This is a genomic window from Pseudoalteromonas sp. SG43-3 (genome assembly GCF_014164385.1).
GTDB lineage: Bacteria > Pseudomonadota > Gammaproteobacteria > Enterobacterales > Alteromonadaceae > Pseudoalteromonas > Pseudoalteromonas distincta.
In genome coordinates, this window is record NZ_JACJFC010000032.1 from 1 (window position 1) to 21,633 (window position 21,633).

General features: G+C 39.2%; 17 protein-coding genes and 2 rRNA genes. 12 read left to right on the forward strand and 7 right to left on the reverse strand.

Going from position 1 to position 21,633, the window contains the following annotated elements; genetic code table 11:
- Positions 1 to 2 precede the first annotated feature (2 nt).
- From rrf (H5157_RS19430) to glsB, 3 genes are all read left to right on the forward strand, one after another.
- Positions 3 to 117, forward strand: a 5S ribosomal RNA gene (rrf, locus tag H5157_RS19430).
- 62 nt (positions 118 to 179) lie between these two features.
- A 5S ribosomal RNA gene (rrf, locus tag H5157_RS19435) occupies positions 180 to 294 on the forward strand.
- A 156-nt stretch (positions 295 to 450) separates the two neighbouring features.
- Positions 451 to 1,374, forward strand: a complete 924-nt coding sequence (glsB, locus tag H5157_RS19440; protein ID WP_024597412.1) for a glutaminase B — start codon at positions 451 to 453, stop codon at positions 1,372 to 1,374.
- A 36-nt stretch (positions 1,375 to 1,410) separates the two neighbouring features.
- Here the strand turns inward: glsB and H5157_RS19445 are convergent, their stop codons facing one another.
- Positions 1,411 to 2,715 (reverse strand): inosine/guanosine kinase, encoded by a 1,305-nt coding sequence (locus H5157_RS19445; protein WP_024597413.1) that lies wholly within the window; start codon positions 2,713 to 2,715, stop codon positions 1,411 to 1,413.
- 178 nt (positions 2,716 to 2,893) lie between these two features.
- Here H5157_RS19445 and tadA point away from each other — a divergent pair, with 178 nt between their 5' ends.
- Positions 2,894 to 3,409: a tRNA adenosine(34) deaminase TadA gene (gene tadA / locus H5157_RS19450; protein ID WP_182675861.1), complete on the forward strand. Its 516-nt coding sequence runs from the start codon at positions 2,894 to 2,896 to the stop codon at positions 3,407 to 3,409.
- Between the two features lie 2 nt (positions 3,410 to 3,411).
- On the opposite strand, the gene H5157_RS19455 is transcribed toward tadA, so the two are convergent.
- Together H5157_RS19455 and mltF are read right to left on the reverse strand one after the other, a co-directional pair.
- The gene (locus H5157_RS19455; RefSeq protein WP_002961076.1) at positions 3,412 to 3,579 is read right to left on the reverse strand and encodes a hypothetical protein; all 168 of its coding nucleotides are present in this window, start codon (positions 3,577 to 3,579) and stop codon (positions 3,412 to 3,414) included.
- A gap of 164 nt (positions 3,580 to 3,743) precedes the next feature.
- Complete coding sequence (mltF, locus tag H5157_RS19460; protein ID WP_182725335.1) at positions 3,744 to 5,264, reverse strand: membrane-bound lytic murein transglycosylase MltF; 1,521 nt, start codon at positions 5,262 to 5,264, stop codon at positions 3,744 to 3,746.
- A 211-nt stretch (positions 5,265 to 5,475) separates the two neighbouring features.
- Between mltF and purL the strand changes: the two genes are divergently transcribed.
- The 4 genes from purL (at position 5,476) to H5157_RS19480 (ending at position 12,635) form a co-directional block, all read left to right on the forward strand.
- Positions 5,476 to 9,366, forward strand: coding sequence for a phosphoribosylformylglycinamidine synthase (gene purL, locus H5157_RS19465; protein WP_182712289.1), 3,891 nt, complete (start codon positions 5,476 to 5,478; stop codon positions 9,364 to 9,366).
- Positions 9,367 to 9,643: 277 nt separating this feature from the next.
- Complete coding sequence (locus H5157_RS19470) at positions 9,644 to 12,094, forward strand: YdbH domain-containing protein (protein WP_182725336.1); 2,451 nt, start codon at positions 9,644 to 9,646, stop codon at positions 12,092 to 12,094.
- Positions 12,095 to 12,096: 2 nt separating this feature from the next.
- Positions 12,097 to 12,294, forward strand: coding sequence for a YnbE family lipoprotein (locus H5157_RS19475; RefSeq protein WP_024595684.1), 198 nt, complete (start codon positions 12,097 to 12,099; stop codon positions 12,292 to 12,294).
- Between the two features lie 11 nt (positions 12,295 to 12,305).
- The gene (locus H5157_RS19480; protein ID WP_002961068.1) at positions 12,306 to 12,635 is read left to right on the forward strand and encodes a YdbL family protein; all 330 of its coding nucleotides are present in this window, start codon (positions 12,306 to 12,308) and stop codon (positions 12,633 to 12,635) included.
- Positions 12,636 to 12,683: 48 nt separating this feature from the next.
- On the opposite strand, the gene H5157_RS19485 is transcribed toward H5157_RS19480, so the two are convergent.
- Positions 12,684 to 13,232, reverse strand: a complete 549-nt coding sequence (locus H5157_RS19485; protein WP_182725337.1) for a DUF1415 domain-containing protein — start codon at positions 13,230 to 13,232, stop codon at positions 12,684 to 12,686.
- Positions 13,229 to 14,527 (reverse strand): lipid IV(A) 3-deoxy-D-manno-octulosonic acid transferase, encoded by a 1,299-nt coding sequence (gene waaA / locus H5157_RS19490; RefSeq protein ID WP_182725338.1) that lies wholly within the window; start codon positions 14,525 to 14,527, stop codon positions 13,229 to 13,231. Before waaA ends, H5157_RS19485 begins: the two co-directional genes overlap by 4 nt.
- A 182-nt stretch (positions 14,528 to 14,709) precedes the next feature.
- On the opposite strand from waaA, the gene H5157_RS19495 reads away from it, so the two are divergent.
- Positions 14,710 to 15,300 carry an SIS domain-containing protein gene (locus tag H5157_RS19495; protein ID WP_002961065.1) on the forward strand — a complete coding sequence of 197 codons (591 nt, stop codon included), beginning with the start codon at positions 14,710 to 14,712 and terminating at the stop codon, positions 15,298 to 15,300.
- A complete protein-coding gene (hldE, locus tag H5157_RS19500) occupies positions 15,300 to 16,739 on the forward strand; it encodes a bifunctional D-glycero-beta-D-manno-heptose-7-phosphate kinase/D-glycero-beta-D-manno-heptose 1-phosphate adenylyltransferase HldE (RefSeq protein ID WP_182725339.1) in 1,440 nt (479 codons plus the stop codon). The genes H5157_RS19495 and hldE overlap by 1 nt, the downstream gene beginning before the upstream one ends.
- Positions 16,740 to 16,984: 245 nt before the next feature.
- Here hldE and H5157_RS19505 read toward each other — a convergent pair whose 3' ends face one another.
- Positions 16,985 to 18,490 (reverse strand): capsule assembly Wzi family protein, encoded by a 1,506-nt coding sequence (locus tag H5157_RS19505; RefSeq protein ID WP_182725347.1) that lies wholly within the window; start codon positions 18,488 to 18,490, stop codon positions 16,985 to 16,987.
- A gap of 211 nt (positions 18,491 to 18,701) precedes the next feature.
- On the opposite strand from H5157_RS19505, the gene H5157_RS19510 reads away from it, so the two are divergent.
- Positions 18,702 to 19,775, forward strand: a complete 1,074-nt coding sequence (locus H5157_RS19510) for a glycosyltransferase (RefSeq protein ID WP_182725340.1) — start codon at positions 18,702 to 18,704, stop codon at positions 19,773 to 19,775.
- Complete coding sequence (locus tag H5157_RS19515) at positions 19,772 to 20,857, forward strand: glycosyltransferase (RefSeq protein ID WP_182725341.1); 1,086 nt, start codon at positions 19,772 to 19,774, stop codon at positions 20,855 to 20,857. Before H5157_RS19510 ends, H5157_RS19515 begins: the two co-directional genes overlap by 4 nt.
- A gap of 11 nt (positions 20,858 to 20,868) precedes the next feature.
- Here the strand turns inward: H5157_RS19515 and H5157_RS19520 are convergent, their stop codons facing one another.
- A complete protein-coding gene (locus tag H5157_RS19520) occupies positions 20,869 to 21,597 on the reverse strand; it encodes a 3-deoxy-D-manno-octulosonic acid kinase (RefSeq protein ID WP_182725342.1) in 729 nt (242 codons plus the stop codon).
- Positions 21,598 to 21,633: the final 36 nt, after the last annotated feature.

Below are 21,633 nucleotides of genomic sequence, written 5' to 3' on the forward strand. Positions count from 1 at the left end.
TGCTTGGTGACAATAGCGTTTTGGACCCACCTGACTCCATGCCGAACTCAGTAGTGAAACGAAACAGCGCCGATGATAGTGTAGCATTTGCTATGTGAAAGTAGGACATTACCAGGCTTCAAATTCAGTCGAAGGACTTTAACCTTAATAATTAAAATAAGAAAATTGAAAAGAATTTTCTTGGTGACAATAGCGTTTTGGACCCACCTGATCCCATGCCGAACTCAGTAGTGAAACGAAACAGCGCCGATGATAGTGTAGCATTTGCTATGTGAAAGTAGGACATTACCAGGATTTAATTAAGAGAAACCCGTTACAGTAATGTGACGGGTTTTTTGCTTTTTTAAATTAAGAAAAACATCCCCCCTTTAAATTCAACAACAAAACTAGTTGCGTCTATTCGCGCGTGCTAAAATCCAATTTTTATGAATGATGATATAGAGGTCTAGTTTGCCTACAGCTGATTACCAAAAGGTGCTTGATGAAATAGCACATGAAGTACGCCCTTTATTATCACAAGGAACAGTAGCTGATTATATACCGGCCCTTGCAGAGGTCGATCCTGAGCAATTTTCTATCGCTATTTATACAACTGATGGTAAGACTGTATGTGCGGGGGATTGCTCTCAACGTTTTACCATTCAGTCTGTTTCAAAAGTTATGACACTTACTATGGCACTGCAACGTTATGGTGATGAACTTTGGCATCGAGTTGGAAAGGAGCCTTCAGGTACTGCCTTTAATTCGCTTACACAGCTTGAGTTTGAAAAAGGGATTCCTCGTAACCCTTTCATAAATGCAGGCGCAATTGTAACGTGTGATGCGTTATACAGCCGCTTATCTGCACCAATGCACTCTATGCTCGAGACCTTTAGGTTGTTAGCTGGTAATAGAGGGATAGTGATTGATAAAAAAGTCGCTAATTCTGAGTATGAATTTAGACACCGTAATGCTGCTATGGCACATTTAATGAAGTCGTTTGGTAATTTTGAAAATGAAGTCGATGATGTTTTATGGTCTTACTTTAACTTTTGTTCTATTGAGCTCAACTGTATTGAATTAGCCAAAGCTTATAATTTTTTAGCAAATAAAGGTGTTGATAATCGATCGGGCGATCGTGTTTTAAGTAGCCGTCAAAATAAGCAGCTTAATTCGCTATTATTTACCAGTGGCTTATACGATGCTGCGGGGGATTTTGGTTACAGAGTAGGTATGCCAGGTAAATCGGGAGTGTCAGGGACTATTTTAGCCGTGTTACCAAATAAGTTTACGGTAGCTGTTTATTCTCCGGGACTTAACTCGTTTGGTAATTCGGTTGCAGGAATTGCGGCGCTGGAACTGCTATCTAAAAAGCTCGATATTTCTATTTTTTAGGAAGTTGATAGGGAGCAATGATTGCTCCCACCGTTATTATTGTTCCCAATAAACCTGTTCTAAGCAGTCTTCGCGTTCTGGTAAACCGCGAGATAAACGAGGAGAGTGCTGAACTAACACTTCATAACTAGCTCGGTTAGCATATTTACTAATTTGCGATAGTGACGAGTAAGTAATAGCTTGTTGCTGATGCTTAGCAGAGTTTGCCACATTAAGTTTATGATAAACATTTGCTGACAAGTCATGTAGCACAGCCGCTAAAGCACAATCGCCTGCACCATTGGTGTTTTTGATTGAGTCAGGTCCACCCATAAATGGGGCTGTATGGCTATATGCTCTGATAGGCTCATCACACTGGGTTTTACGCATAGCACGTGAAAATTCGTATCGATTAAAATCAGGTATTGCTCCTGGTAATAACGGGTATTCGGTTTCACGCTTTAAGCTTTCGTCTACGTAGCCGGCCATAAATAAGCCTTTTTCGCCAGCGGTACAAATTACTAAATCCACCCAATCAAGTGCTTTATCAGCAGCTAGAAGAGGGTCTTCAAAACCTGTAATAGCTAACCCTTCTTCTTCGTTCATAGCAAGAATATCAACATGCTTTTCAACAAAGTTTGCCCACCAGGTCGGGTCTTGTTCAATTAAGAATTTAGTTCCGAGTGTAAGAACAACTGGCACACCTGCATCATTAGCGTATTTTACCGCTTGCATAGTCGCTTCAGTCATCGTTTCACTACCTTGCGTACGCATGAGGTAGGCACTGATCACTAATGCTGATGAATTTTCAATAAGGTTTTTATCGATAGATTCAGGACGTAAGTGATTCATTAGGCCCGCACTTATCGCAAAAGTACGCTCACCGGTTTCATCAATTAATGTAAAACAACGACCTATAGGCCCATCTACTGGTTGGAGATAGTTTAAATCTACACGGCTTGAGGTATTACATAAAAAGCGGTAAGCATAGCTACCTATTTTTATATTTTCGCTCATTACGCCTAATAAAACTGAGCGATCATCTGCAAGTACAGAGTAGTTGTGCATAGTGTTACCAATGGTCCCACCGGCAAACTCAAAATCAACCATATCGTTTAATTTTAAACGATCGTATAAGGCGTTCGTTATGTCGCTATCAATAACTTGTGACATACCTCTACGTAGTTGAAATTCGTCAAGGAAAGCTTGATCAACTTTTGCCTCTATATCAACAACGATCTGATCGATACCCGTAATATAACTACGTTGTAATCGCTCTGTTGCGTTAAGTTGATTAGTAAGTGGATCTTTGGCTTCCACTGGAAAATAATGTTTATGCCTGCGGCGTCCAGGAAATTTCATTTGCTACCCGTGTTGTGAGCTAAATAAAAAAAGCGTGAGATTATAGCGTAAATCCACACTAGTGAGCCATTACAAACAGGTAAATATCGTTTTATTTTTGCAATAAAGTAATGAATGACGCACTTTAGAGTGCTAACTAGGTATAATTACAGCATAAAAAGTTATTTAAGTAGAAAGAATGAACGAGCCATTTAATGATTCCTACTGGATGGAGCAAGCGCTTTTGTATGCAAAGCAAGCAGAGTTGCTTGATGAAATTCCGGTTGGAGCAATTGTAGTCAAAGATAACCAGCTAATTTCAGTGGGGTACAACCGCTCAATAACGGATAACGACCCATCAGCCCATGCCGAAATGATTGCAGTGCGAGAAGCTGGAAAAGTACTTAATAATTACCGCTTAATTGATTGCACACTATATGTAACGTTAGAGCCTTGCTCTATGTGTGCAGGACTGTTGGTGCATAGCAGAATAAAGCGTTTAGTATTTGGTGCCCTCGATGCTAAAACAGGGTCTGCAGGTTCAATTATGAACTTATTACAAGAGCCTAAGTTAAATCATCAAGTTGAGGTGTGCGGTGGTGTTTTGGCACAGCAATGCGGTGATACTATTTCGAATTTTTTTAAGCGTAGAAGAGCGCAAATTAAAGCAGCTAAGAAAGCTGCTCGTGATGAACAAATAAATAAACCTAGCTAGAGTTAACTAGCGATTGGCTCTATTTCTGTTTCAGCCATTTGCTGCATAGCAAACATTCGGCGGCGCCAGATGATTTTTTTGTGCAGTTTTCTTAGCATAACACGACGACGTGTGGCTGTTGAATAAATCACATTGCGTTTTAATTTTTGTGTGCGTCTACGTTTTAGCATGTTTTCTCCTAATGCAAGAGTGAGAAAGGCGCAGGGTATATCTTATAAAATAATAATATACAAGTAATACACATTAGTGATCATTTGATGACAAGTAAACAGATATTTAATTTACTTAAATTTTGCTTACTGGTTTGCTCAAAAAACTGATACCTATATAAATCTTAGTTATTGTTTTCACTTGGTAGTTCGGGCTCAATTATAGGCTGTTGTTTTTCTGTTTGCGCTTCATCTTTGTTACTTTTATCGTCACTTTCTTCATTTAAGTTTGGCTCGGTATCAGTGCTCTGCTCTGTGATTGGTTCAGGTTCAGGTTCAGGTTCAGGTTCTACAGCAATAGCATTATTCTCATCTAGCCAAACAAGTGCATCGTAATAGCGACGAATATTATCAACATATTTAACCGCTACATCGCCACGCGCATAACCATAGCGAGTTTTACGGTAATAGCGCTTTTTAATTAACAGCGGTAAGCGTTTTTTTACATCAGCCCATTTATCAGGGCTTGCGCCTTGCTGCTCGGTAATTATACGCGCGTCGTTAACGTGCCCCCAACCTACATTGTAAGCCGCTAGTGCAAGCCATGTTCTATCAGGTTGAGGAATTCTATCAGGAATACGCTTAATCAGTTTACTTAAATACTTACCACCACCGCGAATATTTTGCTCTGGCTCTAAGCGGTTGGTAACACCTACTTGTTTTGCTGTACTGCGGGTTAGCATCATAATACCGCGAACGCCTGTTGGCGATTTAGCACGAGGATTCCACATAGATTCTTGATAGCTAAGTGCCGCTAATAAACGCCAATCAAGGCTACCAGCATATTGTTCAAACCATGGTTGGTATGTTGGTAAGGTTTCTTTGATAGCTTCGATATAAGCAAGGGTATTTACATAGTTAAATTGGCGCACGTGGCCAAAGTATTTTTCTTCAAGTACGTAGAGCTGATTACTCTGTTTTATATCGCCAAAAAATGGCACTAATAAGGAGTATAAAGAATCATCTTTTGATTTATTAAGTATCCATGCAATCGGGTCGTTATGACTAACAGAAAAACCGATACTTAAATTTGGATGATAACGTCGAAACAGCGATAGGGTATGTGTATCAGCGAGTGTGTAATCTATTTCGCCATCAATAACTGCTTGAAGTAGTTCTTCTTCATCAAACTCTTCGCTTTCTATCCAAGTAAGATCTGGATTGTTTTTTTTCATTTTTTGCAGAGTAAGTGAATGACTACTTTTAGCGATAACAGTAAAGTTGCCATCTAAGTCGGCAAACTCTCGAGGGCGAACACGTCCTTGCTTATAAACTAACTTTTGGCTGATTGTTCTGTAAGTTGGTCCATAACGGTATTGCTCTGCACGGGTTTTATTATAGGTAAGTCCTGAGGCAATTAAATCTAAATCACCGCTTTCAAGGCGTTCAAACATATCGGATAAGTTAAAAAATGGCACTATTTCAAGCTCTACACCTAGATATTCAGCAAATGCTTGAGATAGCTCATATTCAAAGCCTTGTTCACCTTGAACGGCTTGATAATAATTACTAGCACTTGCAAGTGTACCCACACGTATTTTGTTTTGTTCTTTTATTTGGGCGAGTTGAGTTGGCTGCTCTTGCATATCACATGCACATAACAGCATAACTAAAGTAATGATTATTATTAGTTTTTCTTTGAACATTGAGTGCCCCTTAAGCTCGCCAGCCACCGTTATAGCAAAACTAAGCCATCGCGTCACTTTACCTTTTATTTTATTAACCAAAAGAGGCTATAAATAAAGCTAAAAAGTTAATTTTATGAAAAGCGTAATTTTGAGTTAAATCTGAATGCTAATTGGACTATAATGCGTGCCTAAAATATCGTTCAATCCCTAACCCCGGATGAAATTACCTATGTTGATCCTTCGTGGTGCACCAGCACTTTCAGAGTTCAGAGTTAATAAAATTTTAGCGCGTTGCCAACAATCGCAACTTCCAGTCACTAACGTATACGCCGAGTATGCTCACTTTGCCGATTTAACATCGCCGTTGAGTAGCTCTGAGCAAACCAAGCTTGAAAAACTATTAACTTACGGTCCAACTATTGCTGAGCATACCCCAGCTGGCAAACTTGTACTTGTTACACCTCGCCCAGGTACCATTTCACCTTGGGCATCTAAAGCTACCGACATCGCCCACAACTGTGGTTTAAAGCAGGTTCACCGTGTTGAACGCGGTATTGCTTATTATGTTGAAGGTGATTTAAACGCAGAACAACTTGCACAAGTAACTGCGTTATTGCACGACCGCATGACTGAAGCCACACACAATGAACTTGAAGATGCGGCTCAGCTGTTTCGCAGTGATGCCCCACGCCAAATGTCGTCTGTCGATATTTTAGGTGGTGGACGCGAAGCACTAGCAACAGCCAATGTTGAGCAAGGCTTTGCGCTTGCTGATGACGAAATAGACTACTTAGTAGAAAATTTTACAAAGTTAGGACGTAACCCTAACGACATCGAATTGTTTATGTTTGCACAAGCGAACTCAGAGCATTGTCGCCATAAAATATTTAATGCTGACTGGACAATCGATGGTAAAGAGCAGCCAAAATCGCTGTTTAAAATGATTAAAAATACGTTTGAGCTAAATCCTGAAAATGTATTGTCGGCGTATAAAGATAACGCGGCAGTAATGAAAGGCTCAAAAGCGGGTCGCTTCTTCCCAAATGCGCAAGGTGAATATGCGTATCATCAAGAAGACATTGAAATACTAATGAAAGTTGAAACTCATAACCACCCAACAGCTATTGCGCCATTCTCAGGTGCTGCTACAGGTTCTGGTGGTGAGATTCGCGATGAAGGCGCAACTGGTCGTGGCTCTAAGCCAAAAGCAGGGTTAGTTGGCTTTACTGTATCAAATTTACGTATTCCAGGTTACGAGCAACCGTGGGAAAGCGATTTTGGTAAGCCGGGTCGTATTGTAAACGCACTTGATATAATGACAGAAGGTCCACTAGGTGGCGCTGCATTTAATAATGAGTTTGGTCGTCCTAACTTATTAGGCTACTTCCGTACTTACGAAGAAAAAGTAACAAGCCATAACGGTGAAGAAGTACGTGGTTACCATAAACCAATTATGCTTGCCGGTGGTTTAGGTAATATTCGCTCTGATCATGTTCAAAAAGGTGATATTCCTGTAGGCGCTAAATTAATTGCGCTAGGCGGGCCTGCAATGAACATTGGTTTAGGCGGTGGTGCTGCATCAAGTATGGCCTCAGGTCAGTCAAACGAAGATTTAGACTTTGCTTCAGTACAGCGCGAAAACCCAGAAATGGAGCGTCGTTGCCAAGAAGTTATCGATAAATGTTGGCAGCTAGGCGATGAAAACCCAATCGCGTTTATCCATGATGTAGGTGCCGGCGGTTTATCTAACGCGTTTCCTGAGCTTGTTAATGATGGCGGACGTGGTGGTAAGTTCCAATTACGTAGCATCCCTAACGATGAGCCAGGCATGGCACCACACGAAATTTGGTGTAATGAATCACAAGAGCGTTATGTACTCGCTGTTGGCGTAGAGGACTTTGACCGCTTTGAAGCAATTTGTAAGCGCGAACGTGCCCAGTACGCTGTTATTGGTGAAGCAACAGCTGAACCTCACTTAACTGTGTCAGACAGCCACTTTGAAAATAACCCTGTTGATTTGCCGCTGGACGTATTATTAGGTAAAGCACCTAAAATGCACCGCGATGTAACGTCAAAGCAAGTTGTTGGCAAAGCGCTTGATATCACATCAATAAATGCAGCAGATGCAGCGCAGCGATTAATGCGTTTACCAACCATTGCAGAAAAAACATTCTTAATAACAATCGGCGATCGCTCAGTTACGGGTTTAGTAGCGCGCGACCAAATGGTTGGTCCTTGGCAAGTACCTGTTGCTAACTGTGCTGTAACTGCGGCAACGTATGATACTTACCACGGTGAAGCTATGTCACTCGGTGAGCGTACTCCGGCTGCATTACTTAATTACGGTGCATCTGCTCGTTTAGCTGTGGCAGAGTCGTTAACTAATATTGCCTGTGCAAATATTGGTAGCCTTGAAAACATTAAGTTATCGGCAAACTGGATGGCAGCAGCGGGTCACCCAGGTGAAGATGCTGGTTTATATGAAGCTGTTAAAGCCGTAGGCGAAGAGCTTTGCCCTGCGCTTGGTTTAACGATTCCTGTAGGTAAAGATTCTATGTCGATGAAAACGACATGGAAAGATGAAGGTGACTCACAAGAGAAGTCAGTAACATCGCCGCTTTCACTGGTTATAACTGCGTTTGGTCGTGTTGACGACGTACGTAAAACAGTAACTCCACAACTGCGCACAGATAAAGGCGATACATCGCTTATATTAGTTGATTTAGGTGCGGGTAAAAACCGCATGGGCGCATCAAGCCTTGCACAAGTTTATAAGCAATTAGGTGATGTAACCCCTGATGTTGATAGCCCTGAGTTATTAAAAGGCTTCTATAACGCAATGCAAGCACTTGTGGCTGATAGTAAGTTACTTGCTTATCATGACCGCTCAGATGGTGGTTTATTTACCACAGTAGCTGAAATGGCGTTTACGGGTCATACCGGTGTAACTGTTGATTTAGCAGCTTTAACAGGTTCAGACATTGAAGCGCTTTATAACGAAGAGCTAGGTGCGGTAATTCAAGTTGCAAATGCTGATTTAGATGCAGTAAATGCGGTGTTTGAACAACATGGTATAGCTGCAATTAGCCACAGCATTGGCACGCTTAACAGTGACGATACGATTATATTTAACCGTGGCGAAAATACGGTACTTAATCATACGCGTACTGAGCTTCGTACTATTTGGGCTGAAACAACCTATCAAATGCAAGCACGCCGTGATAACCCTGAGTGTGCTAAGCAAGAGTTTGATGCTAAATTTGATGCAAAAGATCCAGGCTTAAACGTAAAACTTAACTTTGATTTAAACGAAGATATAGCTGCACCATACATTGCAACCGGTGCTAAACCGCAAATGGCTATTTTACGTGAGCAGGGTGTTAACTCTCATTTAGAAATGGCGGCAGCGTTTAATCGCGCAGGTTTTGCAGCCGTTGATGTACACATGAGCGACATTTTAGAAGGTCGTTTAACACTAGAGCAATTTAAAGGTTTAGTGGCCTGTGGTGGTTTCTCATACGGTGACGTACTTGGTGCGGGTGAAGGTTGGGCTAAGTCTATTTTGTTTAACGACATGGCACGCGATCAGTTCCAAAACTTTTTCCACCGTGAAGATACTTTCAGCTTAGGTGTATGTAACGGTTGCCAAATGTTATCAACGTTAAAAGAGTTGATCCCTGGTACTGAATATTGGCCGCGCTTTGTAACTAATAAATCAGAGCGTTTTGAAGCACGCTTTAGTTTAGTAGAAATACAAGAGAATCCGTCTGTGTTCTTTAACGGAATGGCTGGCTCGCGTATGCCTATAGCGGTTTCTCATGGTGAAGGTCATGCTGAGTTTGCAAACGATGCAGCCACTAAAGCGGCGCTTGATAGCGGCACTGTAGCGGTTAAATTTGTAGATAACTACGGTAACCCTACAACGCAGTACCCAGCGAATCCTAATGGTTCTCCAGAAGGTATTACCGGTATTACGTCAACTGATGGTCGTGCCACTGTAATGATGCCGCATCCAGAACGGGTATTCAGAAGCGTTGCCAATTCTTGGCACCCAGATGAGTGGCTCGAGGATAGCCCGTGGATGCGTATGTTCCGTAACGCACGTAAAAACGTAGGTTAATTATATTTACGTTTATACAAGTTAGATTCATAATCTTACTGTAAAATAAAAAAGGCTGCATTGTGCAGCCTTTTTTGATTATACCAATCTGCTTATATATGGGGTCTATTTAACGTTAAAAAAATTACGCTAGAACTAGGCAAAAGTTTTTATATCTACTTGTTCTAAATAAAAAACTTTTAACGACGTTATAGTGCAATTTAATTCGTTAAATTGATCAAAGATTTATGCAGGTTGGTATTAGTATAGCTAAAAGCACAAAGCATTTAAGGATAGTATGTTTAAGCGAATTGGTTTAATTGTTGGCGTTTTATTGCTAAGTACCTTACTGCTTGGTTATGTATTTCGCTTGCCTTTATTACAGTGGGTTATAGCGCCTGAGCTCGAAAAAGCGGGTGTCACATTAAACTGCCTTGATTTTTCAATCACGTCTAGCTTAAATATTCATGCTGACAGAGTGTGTTTAAATTATCAAAATCAACAATTACAACTTACTGGTATTACTGCAAATACAAAGCGTGTAGATATTGAAAATGCAGTGCTAACTGTTAATCCACTCCCTAAAAGTGATAATGCTAATCAGCTTGCTAAAAATCTCGATTTAGCACTTCCCTTAAATCGCCCATTAATCAATATTAAACAGCTTGTAGTAAAAAGTGATGAGCTCAATAAGCCACTTAAAATAAGCATATTAGAACCCGAACTAAATAAATTTAATGTCTCAGGTGATATAAACGCAAGTGCAATTTTGACTGCTAATAAAGTAAGGGGTCAGTTTGAAATTAATGACACTTTTTTAAAGCACGTTATAAACACTAAAAATACATTAATAGCAGATTTTAACTTTAATACTCAGCAAGCATTTAGCTTTGATGGTATAGAACTTGAGTTAAATGGCGATATTAGCTCCCAGTTTGCTCACACGTATGAGCAGTGCAAAGTTAACGTATTAACCACTGGTAAATTGGCGACGCGTTTTAATTTAAATAGCCAAGCGTTAATGTTTAATACCGATTTGCTTAATAACAAAATTAATTTAACACCAAGCTGTACTGAGTTAATTCCACCAAGTGAATATGCAGGCTTTATTAGCAAACAAGTTCCTTTAAATTGGCAACTTAAACTCCCTCAATCAATTAGCTTAGAGGCTAGTGGGTTGAGGGTGCCTGCAATTAATTTGGTAAGCGTGGGCGATAAGCAATTTGATATTTTAATAACAGATACAACACTAAATATTACATCTCCATTTAAAGACTTACAGTCAACTTTATCAGCTCAAATAAATACACCCGATATAAATAATATTAACGTTAATGCTCAGTTATCTGGCACTGCAATTAAAGGCGATTACGCCGTTATGCTTGAAAATTTACCTGAGTTTGTACCCGCAACAGCGGATGGGCTTAGCCTTAGTGGTCACTTTAATATAAGTGAGTTTATAGACTCAAAACCAATTGGGCTTATAAATGCTAAATTAACGCTTAATAGTGTAGATGCGTTTAATATAAGTGCAGTGCAATACCAAGGTGATTTAATAGCAAAAATGGATAAACAGTTAAACGCAGAGGTAGCGTTAACTCAGCAATTAAAAAGCGCAGAATATAAAGAGTTTAAAGTCACAGATATAAGTAACACATTAACAGCAAATGCTAATTTAGGCGTAGGTGAGTTATTTGCTGATCTAACAGCAAAAACGAATATAAAGGCTGTTAATAGCCCCGACATAAAACTTAATAATATAAAAGTAGAGTCTACGGGCTTGCAAAGCCGTGCACTAAAAGCCACGCATCACGCATTTATAAACGATGTTGAGTTAGTGATAAATCATCATATGTCGTCGCAAGCTCATCCATTTGAAGTAGTTATTCCTGAACAAAGTGCGCTGTCGTTAAATGCGTTTATTAGTCAATTTGAGCCACTTTCACAGTTAACAGAGGGCGAATTTAATGGCTATATTAGTGGCGATATAAACTTACAAAATGCACTGTTCAATATAGGGATTAGTCATACAAGTGCATTGTATAACGATTACCTTGCGAGCGATTTAAGCAGTATATTTAGCGGGGAATATAATTCAGGTAAGCTTAATGTAAAACCAACTACCTTTAATTTAAATGAGCTTAGGGCGGGTGCCGTAGTTAAAGCGGTTGAAGGGCAGTGGCAAGTGAGTAGTAATACCGCGCTTATAAATGATGTAAAAGGAAGTGTGTTTGGTGGTGAGTTTTCATTAGATAGCTACACAGTAGGGAAGCCAAACCAAGTTGCTAATGTTAAGTTTGAAAATATTGATGCAAGCAAACTTGTTACACTCGACGATAAGTCGGGCATTGTATTAACGGGACGCTTGGCGGGGTCTTTACCGGTTCACTTTGATAGTGGAAAAATTGAAATAATTGACGGTAGCTTATTTAGCCAAGGAACAGGTAATTTAAAAATTACCAATAATGCCGCTTTTGATTCAGTAATGCAGCAACAGCAAGAGTTACAACCTGTGTTAGGGCTATTAACTAATTTAGATATTCAAAAACTTAATAGCAGTGTGGCACTAAAAAATGATGGTTGGTTAAAACTAGGGGTTAATTTGCAAGGCTATAATAAAGCAGAGCAGCAGCAGGTTAACTTTAATTATAACCACGAAGAAAACGTATTTACACTTTTACGCGCACTGCGTTTAAGTGACGAAATTACACAAAAAGTTGAGCAACAATACTCACAAAAAGGAAACTAATAATGAGACAGTCGTTATTGATAAAAGTACTGCTCGCGCTGAGTGCTATTAGTACACTAAGTGCTTGCACGCATCGTGTTGAGGTGTCTGCTAAAGAGCCCATTACTATTAATTTAAATGTGAAGGTCGATCACGAAATTCGCGTAAAAGTAGATAAAGAACTCGACAATTTATTTAGTGACGACAGTGAGTTATTTTAAGGAGCTAGAACATGAATACGAAGAAAAAATTAAATATTATTACGTTAGTTAGTGCAGTATGTATGTCTTTCTCTGCTTGGGCTATTAGCCTTGATGACGCTAAAAACCAAGGTTTAGTAGGTGAAGATAGCTCTGGTTATTTAGGACTTGTTGTACAAAACGCAGAGGCAAAAGCCGTTGTTGATGACATAAATGCAAAGCGTAAAGCGCAGTACTTAAAGCTCGCTAAAAAGAATAACTTGTCGCTTTCACAAGTAGAAGCACTTGCTGCCGCTAAAACAATTGAAAAAACCCAAAGTGGTCATTACGTTGAAGTAAATGGCAACTGGGTTAAAAAATAAGCGTTTGTTATTGTCTTGTTCTGCACAAACCAAAATAAAACCGAGCATTTAAGCGCTCGGTTTTTTACAGCCTTCAAGTAACTGCTGCCAAAAACCAATCCCCTTACGCCTTGCTAGATTTATATTATGCTCAGGAATAGATTCAGGCTCGTTATAACTATCAAGTGCTTCGCTCATACTTGCTTCGCGGATTAAATGCAATGTAGGAAAGGGCGCTCTATTTGTGTAGTTTGCGGCATCGGTTTCATCACTGTCAGCAAATACGTAGTCAGGATGAAAATTAGCGATTTGATACTTACTTTCAAAGCCTTGCGCGACTAAAAGTGCATTAGCTAAATCGACCAAGTCTAAAAAGTCTTCAAAGTCACTAAAGCCATTGTCAAACATGATAAGGGTTGTTTCGCGCTCTGGTTCACGGTCAAGCTCAACACATTGCTCAAGCATATCCATTACAGCATCATCCATACTCGTTGCAGAGCTTACTATGTAATGAATACAGTTATTTTCTACTTCTTTTCGAGCAAACGGGCAAAAGTTATATTTAACAATAACAGATGATACCCATTCGCGGGTTTGGCTTATAGCTATGTTGGTCACGGTTTTGGCTCTAAATATTGATTAATAATGGTAAGTGTTTTTTGTATAGCACCTTGGTTTTTAGTTACGCATTGCGCAGCTTTAATACCTAAGGTTTGGCACGCTTTTGTGTTTTGGCTAAACGTTATAAGCTGCTTTGCGAGTTCGTCGTTACTATCAACCACTACAGCACCTTTGAGCTTTGTTAGCTCGGGATAAACATGGTCAAAATTGTATGTGTGTGGACCTGTTATTACACCTACCGAAAACGCTGCTGATTCCAGTGGGTTATGCCCACCTCTACGTATTAAGCTGCCACCAATAAAGCTCACATTTGCAGAGCCATATAAACACTGTAATTCACCAAGCGTATCAGCAAGAAGTATTTGCTCATTATTATAGTTGTTTTCGCTACGACGGCTAAAACTAAGTGGGCTTTGCGTTAAAAGCTCTGCCACTTTGTCAAATTGCTCTGGATGGCGCGGGGCAATTATAAGTAATGCGTTCGGTTGCTTTTTTAGTAATTCTTGATGGGCTGAAAGTATCAGCTCATGCTCAACAGGATGTGTTGAGCCTGCCACCCATACAAAGCGTTCATCTTTATTGTCTTCATTACTGTTATAAAGCTGTTTAAGGTTGAGTACTTTAGCTAGTTGCTCTTCATTTGGTGTTATATCAAATTTTATTGAGCCTGTTACATGGCTTTTTGAAGTCTCAAGACCAAGTTCAATAAAGCGTTTAGCATCTGTTTTATTGTGACTCGCAAGTACCGTAATTGAGCGCATAATAATATGCGTTAATTTAGCGACCTTTTGATAGCCCTGCTGTGACTTTTCAGAGAGTCTTGCATTGATGACAAGCACTGGTATGTTTTTTTTGTGGCTTATCGCCATTAAATTTGGCCATAGCTCGGTTTCTAAAATACATAATGCTTGTGGCTTTATACGCTTTAAAAATCGAGCCGTCGCAAACGGGAAATCGATTGGTAAATAGCTACACGCTACAGTATTTTTAAACTGGCTAAGTATTTGCTCTCTGCCTGTTGGAGTATTACAGGTTATAAGTATATTTAAATTTGGATGCACTTTTTGCAAAGCTTTAATAAGTGGCGTTGCGGCAAGTACCTCGCCAACAGAAGCACAATGAAAAACTAAAGGTTTAGTTTTAACCGTAAATAAAGACTTACTGACAAACCCAAAGCGCTCTTTAAAGTGTGCACGATAGCCTTGGTTTTTTTTACCTCGTAAAATATAGAGATAAAATACAATCAGTGGGCTAATAATAATTAATGCGAATGAGTAAAAAATGCGTGCCATACTGATCTTTCTTAAAGGGAACTGGCGTTAGTTTACCGTGAAATAGCCGTTTTCTAAACATACTCGTTATAAAATATGGTCTGGGTTCAGTTATAACCCGATAAAATACACACAATTAAATAAAATTATGGAATAATGAATTTAATTTTTCCTGCCATTTCAGTTCCAAGAGGAATTTTTTCATGTCAATTATCGATTCAGTGGCAACTAGCTACGTTGAAACATTAAACCGTCATCAGGCATTATTTGAAACGATGGAGGCTTATCATCAAGAATCTATGCAATTGTTAGAAGCATGCCATAGTGCATTACAAGCTGGTGGCAAGATTGTTTGGTTTGGTAACGGTGGTAGTGCAGCAGATGCACAGCATTTAGCTGCAGAATTTGTAGTGCGTTATAAGTTAGAACGTGGTCCGCTTGCTTCAATGGCATTGACCACCGACACCTCTATTTTAACAGCGCACAGCAACGATTATCACTTTGATACGGTGTTTGAACGCCAAGTTCAAGCGTTATGTAAGCCAGAAGATTTAGTAATTGGTTTAACCACATCAGGTACTAGTAACAATATTAATTTAGCATTAGAGGCTGCAAATAAACTAGGCGCTTTTACTGTTGCATTAACTGGGCGTGATGGCGGTAAAGTAAAAGATATTGCTAAGTTACCTATTATTATAAAAAATGACGAGACAGCACGTATTCAAGAAGCTCACATGTTTATAGGTCACTGGTTATGTGAAGCCATGGATATGGTTGTTGCGGAGCAGCAGTAATGGATTTATCGTTATTAAAAAACTTATCAGCGGCACGAATATTAGTTGTTGGCGATGTAATGCTAGACCGCTATTGGTATGGTGATACAGGTCGCATTTCGCCAGAAGCGCCAGTACCGGTTGTTAAAGTAAGTAAATTTGAAGACAAAGCGGGCGGTGCAGCTAACGTTGCAAAAAATATAGCGCGGTTAGATGCAAAAGTTGGCTTATTGGGTTTAATTGGTGAGGACGAAAGCGGGCAGATTTTAGAGACCATCCTAAAAGGTGAAAAAATAAGCTCACAATTAGTCAGTGTATGTGATTTACCAACTATTTCAAAAATGCGTGTTATTAGCCGCCACCAACAATTGGTTCGACTTGATTTAGAAGAAATGTTTACTGAGCAACATAGCCAGCTTTTATTAAACCGCTTAGAGCTTGTACTTGATGAATACGACTTCATTGTGTTCTCTGATTACAGCAAAGGATCTTTAAGCTTAATTAAAGAGATGATAAGCCTTGCTAAGGGCGCCGGAAAAACCGTTTTAATTGACCCTAAATCGCCAGACTTACACTTATACGAAGGTGCTGATTACATTACACCTAACTTACATGAGTTTAAGTTAGCGGGTGGTCAAACCGATTCAGAAGAGGCTTTAGCCGCAAGTGCGCGTGATTTAATTAGCAAAAATGGCATTAAAGCCATGTTACTTACGCGTTCTGAGCAAGGTATGTCGCTTATTAGTGCAGATGAAAAATTTGATTTTGCAGCGCAAGAGCTTGAAGTAAGCGATGTAACCGGGGCTGGTGATACGGTTATAGCTACACTCGCGGTTATGCTTGGTGCTGGCATGGAACCTAAAGATGCTGTCGAAATTGCTAATTTAGCCGCAGGTATCGTTGTGAGTAAGTTTGGGGCTGCAACTGTCTCGCCAGAAGAGCTAAGCCGCAAGCTTGGTCAGTATTTACATACTACGGGTGAGCATTACCAAACACCATTTGATGATGTACTTCAGCATATTGAATTTGCAAAACAAAACGGCGAAACCATTGTATTCACTAATGGCTGTTTTGATATTTTACATGCTGGGCATGTACGTTATTTAGCGCAAGCTAAAGCACGAGGCGATAGACTCGTTGTTGGATTAAATAATGATGAATCTATTACGCGTTTAAAAGGGGCAGAACGCCCTATTAACCCGCTAGATGAGCGTGCGATGGTACTTAGCGCACTTTCATCAGTTGATTGGGTTATTCCGTTTGGAAGTTTAGATGAAAACGATACTCCCGCTAAATTAATTGAGCAAATAAGTCCTGATATTTTAGTTAAAGGTGGCGACTACACTGTAGATCAAATAGCGGGTGCTGATCATGTACTTCGCCATGGCGGAAAAGTTGAAGTGCTTGAATTTTTAGATGGGTGCTCAACATCAAAAGTAATTAGTAAAATTAAACAGTAATACCAATTTTATTAAAAGCATGAGCATTCTAGCGTATTAAATAACTCACTAACTACGTTAGAAATTATTTATATAGAACAACTATGTATCATAATTTTAGCCTTGTTATTGAGCTGTTTTCTTATCGCTATAATAGAACACTAATTTAATGCAATTGGTATAATTACTGATTTAAGTTACTAAAAATACAAAAAAGGGATGAAAACAGTGTTTTCATCCCTTTTTATTTTTAATAAAGTAACTTACTAAAAATTTAATTCATACTTAGCAAATGCTGATGTATCGTTTTCAGCACCGTCATTGTTAGATGCAAAAGCACCTAAAGTGACTCGCCCTCCCATAGAAAGCATTCTATAACGAAGCTCTAATTGCTTACTATTAAAGCCTGTTTTAGTAATTGTATTTCCTAAATCTGGATTGCTAGGGTACCAATCGCTATTGTCACTATTGTAATCAACACTGCGTAATTTAAACTGCCAATCATCACCATTAGAAAGCTGACCAAGTAGTGTTAGGACAACTGATTGCGCATCATTATCATACGTCGAACCAATAGTGCGTCCATGGTAACGGTAACCCGATTTGTAATCTGAATGCTCATAGTAACAATTTTCAACTATTGATTCAGCTTGACATGAAACACCTGTATCTATGTACTCTACATTTATTAATAAGTTTTGATCATATACACGCTGTGTTGTTTGCACACCAAATAAGTAAGCTCTATCAGCGGGTTTAAACTGTGAGCTAGCATCTTCACCTATAGTGCTGGCATAAACCGCATATGGTTGATCAAATAAGGTATCTGACCAACGAATATCAATACCAGCCAATTGATTACCTATTTTCGACTCTAACTGGCTATCACAACTCTCATTGCCATCGATACATGCAGTTTGCCCAGTTATGACATCAATAAAATCACCCGCAGAGCCCGGTTGACCGTCTCCTGCCCATTGTGCAGACCAGCTAAGTGCAATTTCTAATTGTTGTATTGGGCGTATATTTAATCTACTGCTCCAAAGTAAAGCATCAGGAATTACTCGTGTAGACTCAAGTTTAGCCATTTGTGCGGTAAAACCCCATTGACCAATCCAGCTTAACCATGGTGTTTCAAAAGCAGTACTTTTTTCTCTGGTTACACTTAGTGCAGGTAAAGGTTTCGCATTACCAGACATAATTAAGCTGTTATCAACACCTGGGCCCCAAAATTGTTCAACAGCACCGGCTCTAAAAATCCAGTTGCCTAAACGGTAAGCTAAGTAACTATCGTCAAGTGAGGTATCGTTACAATCGGTTAAAGCTTGCTCATCGGTAACTATATCGTCAGTCGTTTTTCCATCAACTAAACATTTTTTACCGTCTTTTCTGTAATTTATAGCTACTTTAGCTGCAAAGTTATCGCCTAAATAAGCGTAAGCTGCTGAAAGCTCTGTTTCTTGTGTATTTGTTGCACCAAAGCTTGTTGCTACAATAGGATCTGTGGCTGCAAAAGCTGATAATTGAAGACTATGCGAGCTGCTGTTTTCTGATTTATATCGATGCTTAACGCGAAGTAAAGCATCTTGCAAGCTTGGAGATAATTGCTCAAGCGGCATGCTTTGCACATCACTTATAAAACTTTTCCACATAAGCGGATAGGTAGTTACAGGAGCTAAAATAACACCGGCATCAGCTAATTGTTGAATATCAGCTCTAAGACCGTAATCATCGGGTTTTACCCATGGCTCAGCATTAACTGACGCGCTCATAGCGCAAAAAAGAGTAGAAAGTAGAAAAATTCTGTTTCGCAAAGTTCAGATCCTTGTGATTTAGATTGCGGCTAAGTTTATCAACCTAAGCTTGTTATTGCAGTAAATAATCAAATTTATAGGGCTAATTTAATATATAAAAATGTAACCTAGCTATCGTAATAAGTATCTGATTGGTATACTGGAGTTCAAATAGGAAATTGAGAATGTAATGAGCAACAAACGACTTTTATTTATTCCCGTATCATCACCAGAAGGCATTGGTGAATATATGCGCTCGTTGTTGTTGGCTCAAAGTTTAAAGGCAGAACTTACTGATTCTCTCGATATTCACTTCATACTAAACAAGCATACAAGCTACGCAAAAAAGTGTCCTTTTGAAGCCACATTGCTTGAACACTCAGCGACTAAAGAGCTTGATTCTGTTTGCGACTTTATAGAGCAATTTAAACCTGACGTCGTTGTTTTTGATTGTGCAGGACGTGCAGGGCATATGAAAGCGGCTAAAAAAGTAGGCGCTAAAGTTATATTTATTTCTCAGCATGCAAAAAAACGCGCTAAGGGATTGAAGCTAAACAGGATTAATTTAATTGATACACATTGGGTTGTACAGCCTGATTATTGTATTGAGCCACTTACATGGGCTGAAAGTGCGAAGTTAGACATGTTTCCCTTGGCACATCCTCGTAATGTAGGCCCTTTTGTTGCATTTGCTTCTTGTGAGCAAAAACGTGATGTTTTAAATCGCTATAACTTAGTATCTGATGGCTATTTTATTGTTAATGCGGGTTCTGGCGGGCATATATTAAATAATCTTAATTGTGCTGAGGTTTACTTTAAAGCCGCGCTTAAAATTACTAAGCATACTGGTTTAAAAGCAGTTGTTGTGTTTGGTGCAAATTATAATAAAGCAATTCCTAAAAGTGATGAGGTTACTTGTTTATCAAGCCTGCAAGGAACCGAATTTTTGGCATTAATGAGCCAAGCTAAAGTCGCATTACTTAGTGGTGGAGATACTTTATTGCAAGCAATTGCAGTTCAAACCCCTGTTGTGGCATGTGCTATCTCAAAAGATCAAAATACACGTTTGGATCATTGCGTTAATGCAGGTGTTGTAATAAAAGCGAATCTTGATATTGATGAAATTACAACGAAAATAGCTCAAGTTATTACCGAGCCTTTTTATAGTGAATTTATTGGTAAGTATAAGCAACTCGATAGTACACATAGCTTCGACGTGATCACTACCGGTATAAAAAATATGCTTGTAGGAGATCGCTTATGAATATAGTGATTGTAATTGATTCACTAGTGGGTGGTGGTGCTGAAAAAGTAATGCTTACTTTGGCTGAAAAAATGGCGAAACTACAGCACAATGTCACTATATTATCTCTTGCGAGCAACGCTGAGTATGACATTCCTGATATAGTTAAAGTTGATAGCCTTTTTCCTGATAGAGGATCTAGAGTAGATAGATTCTGGCAGCGAAAAAATAGTATTTTGCGATTAGAAGCGTGGTTTGAAAAAAAACAAAGCGAGATTGGCAATATTGACCTAGTGCTTTCTAACCTTGATAGAAGTAATAACTTGCTCGCGCTTAGTAATATCAAAAATGTTCATTTTGTTATTCACAACTCAGTTAATGCAGAACTTGCTCGTCAAAAAAAGTTAGGTCCATTTTCATATTTATACCTTAAAAAAAGTAAGCAAAACTTAAATGGTAAATCACTTATTTGCGTATCAAAGGGTGTTGAAAAAGAAATAACACAAGGGGATTTAATTAACCCAAGTGCAATCGCGACTATTTATAACCCGTTCGATTTTGAAAAAATAAACCAACAAGCAAATGAGAAAAATAACGACATCCCAAATGAGCCTTACTTAATTCATGTAGGAAGGCTGGCCAAACAAAAACGCCACGATATATTATTTGCAGCATTTGCAAAGCTTGATAAAAAATACAAGTTAGTCCTTTTATGTAATAAACCTGCAAAAGCGTTGAAGCTTGCACAGCAATATGGCATAGATAAACAGTTAGTAGTGCCTGGATTTCAACAAAACCCGTACAACTGGATTAAGCATGCCAAAGCTTTAGTGTTGAGTTCTGATTTTGAAGGGCTGCCAACGGTATTAATTGAGGCTTTAGCGGTGGGTACTCCGGTAGTTAGCACTAATTGTACATTTGGACCAAGCGAGATATTAACAGGCGAGCTAAGTAAATATTTAGTACCCGCTGGACAAAGTGAGGCATTAGCCAATGCCGTTAAGCAGGTGCTAGCAGATAAGCCAAATGTAGAAAACGCAGATATTCTAAAACAAGTACAGGCAGAGCAGGTTGCTCTGCAGTATTTAGCATTGGCTAATTAACTTATATTAGGTTAACTGATATTGGCGAGCGCTTTGAGGTAGTTGCTGTGCAGAGTTTGCCAGTCACTCGCTTGCCAATTAAATACATCATTTCGACCTTGCTCTTTTAAAAATGAGCGCTCAAGGCGTGCCATATTACTTTGTTGCCACTGTGGGTTCGGCGCTCTTATTTCACCTCTATCAAAGTCGATAATATACACATCACCAGTATCATCAAACAATATGTTATTAATGTTTAAATCGGCGTGATACACACCTTTTGAATGAAATAGCGCGATTGTTTTAGCAATGCGCTCCAACTCATCTTCAGTCAATGGGCGTTCAATTAATACATCGAGTACACTTTTAGCGCCTTTAACAGCCTCGGTAATAATATCACCACGGTAAATTAATCCGCTGTGGGTTACTTTAGCTGCAACAGGGGTTGGTACGTTTAAACCAAGCTCTATAAGCTTACTCATTAAGCTAAACTCTTTAAATACGCGGGTTTGTTCAAGTCCTGGGTATAAATATTGATCGCTTAGCAATTTACCCACTAAGCCACCGCGCCAATAATGCCTAAGTACGGCTGTTAATTCGTCTTGCTTAAAAAACCACGCAGTTGCTCGACCTTTTTTAGCGCCCACAATTTTATTTTGTTGTTGCCAATAATTTGCATCAAACCAATCGAGGGTAATTTGGCTTGTGTATTTAGGGTGGCTTAATAGCGTGTGATTGCCTTGCACGTGTTGTTTAAACATAGCTCTGTGTAATTGCTAAATAATGAGTCTATATTA

Bases quoted from the DNA above. Each gene is read 5' to 3' on its own strand.
- H5157_RS19510 (WP_182725340.1), top strand. From the start codon at position 18,702: ATGAGCAACAAACGACTTTTATTTATTCCCGTATCATCACCAGAAGGC.
- purL (WP_182712289.1), top strand. From the start codon at position 5,476: ATGTTGATCCTTCGTGGTGCACCAGCACTTTCAGAGTTCAGAGTTAAT.
- H5157_RS19455 (WP_002961076.1), bottom strand. From the start codon at position 3,579: ATGCTAAAACGTAGACGCACACAAAAATTAAAACGCAATGTGATTTAT.
- H5157_RS19520 (WP_182725342.1), bottom strand. From the start codon at position 21,597: ATGTTTAAACAACACGTGCAAGGCAATCACACGCTATTAAGCCACCCT.
- mltF (WP_182725335.1), bottom strand. From the start codon at position 5,264: ATGTTCAAAGAAAAACTAATAATAATCATTACTTTAGTTATGCTGTTA.
- tadA (WP_182675861.1), top strand. From the start codon at position 2,894: ATGAACGAGCCATTTAATGATTCCTACTGGATGGAGCAAGCGCTTTTG.
- waaA (WP_182725338.1), bottom strand. From the start codon at position 14,527: ATGGCACGCATTTTTTACTCATTCGCATTAATTATTATTAGCCCACTG.
- H5157_RS19480 (WP_002961068.1), top strand. From the start codon at position 12,306: ATGAATACGAAGAAAAAATTAAATATTATTACGTTAGTTAGTGCAGTA.
- H5157_RS19445 (WP_024597413.1), bottom strand. From the start codon at position 2,715: ATGAAATTTCCTGGACGCCGCAGGCATAAACATTATTTTCCAGTGGAA.
- hldE (WP_182725339.1), top strand. From the start codon at position 15,300: ATGGATTTATCGTTATTAAAAAACTTATCAGCGGCACGAATATTAGTT.
- H5157_RS19470 (WP_182725336.1), top strand. From the start codon at position 9,644: ATGTTTAAGCGAATTGGTTTAATTGTTGGCGTTTTATTGCTAAGTACC.
- H5157_RS19495 (WP_002961065.1), top strand. From the start codon at position 14,710: ATGTCAATTATCGATTCAGTGGCAACTAGCTACGTTGAAACATTAAAC.
- H5157_RS19505 (WP_182725347.1), bottom strand. From the start codon at position 18,490: ATGAGCGCGTCAGTTAATGCTGAGCCATGGGTAAAACCCGATGATTAC.
- H5157_RS19475 (WP_024595684.1), top strand. From the start codon at position 12,097: ATGAGACAGTCGTTATTGATAAAAGTACTGCTCGCGCTGAGTGCTATT.
- H5157_RS19515 (WP_182725341.1), top strand. From the start codon at position 19,772: ATGAATATAGTGATTGTAATTGATTCACTAGTGGGTGGTGGTGCTGAA.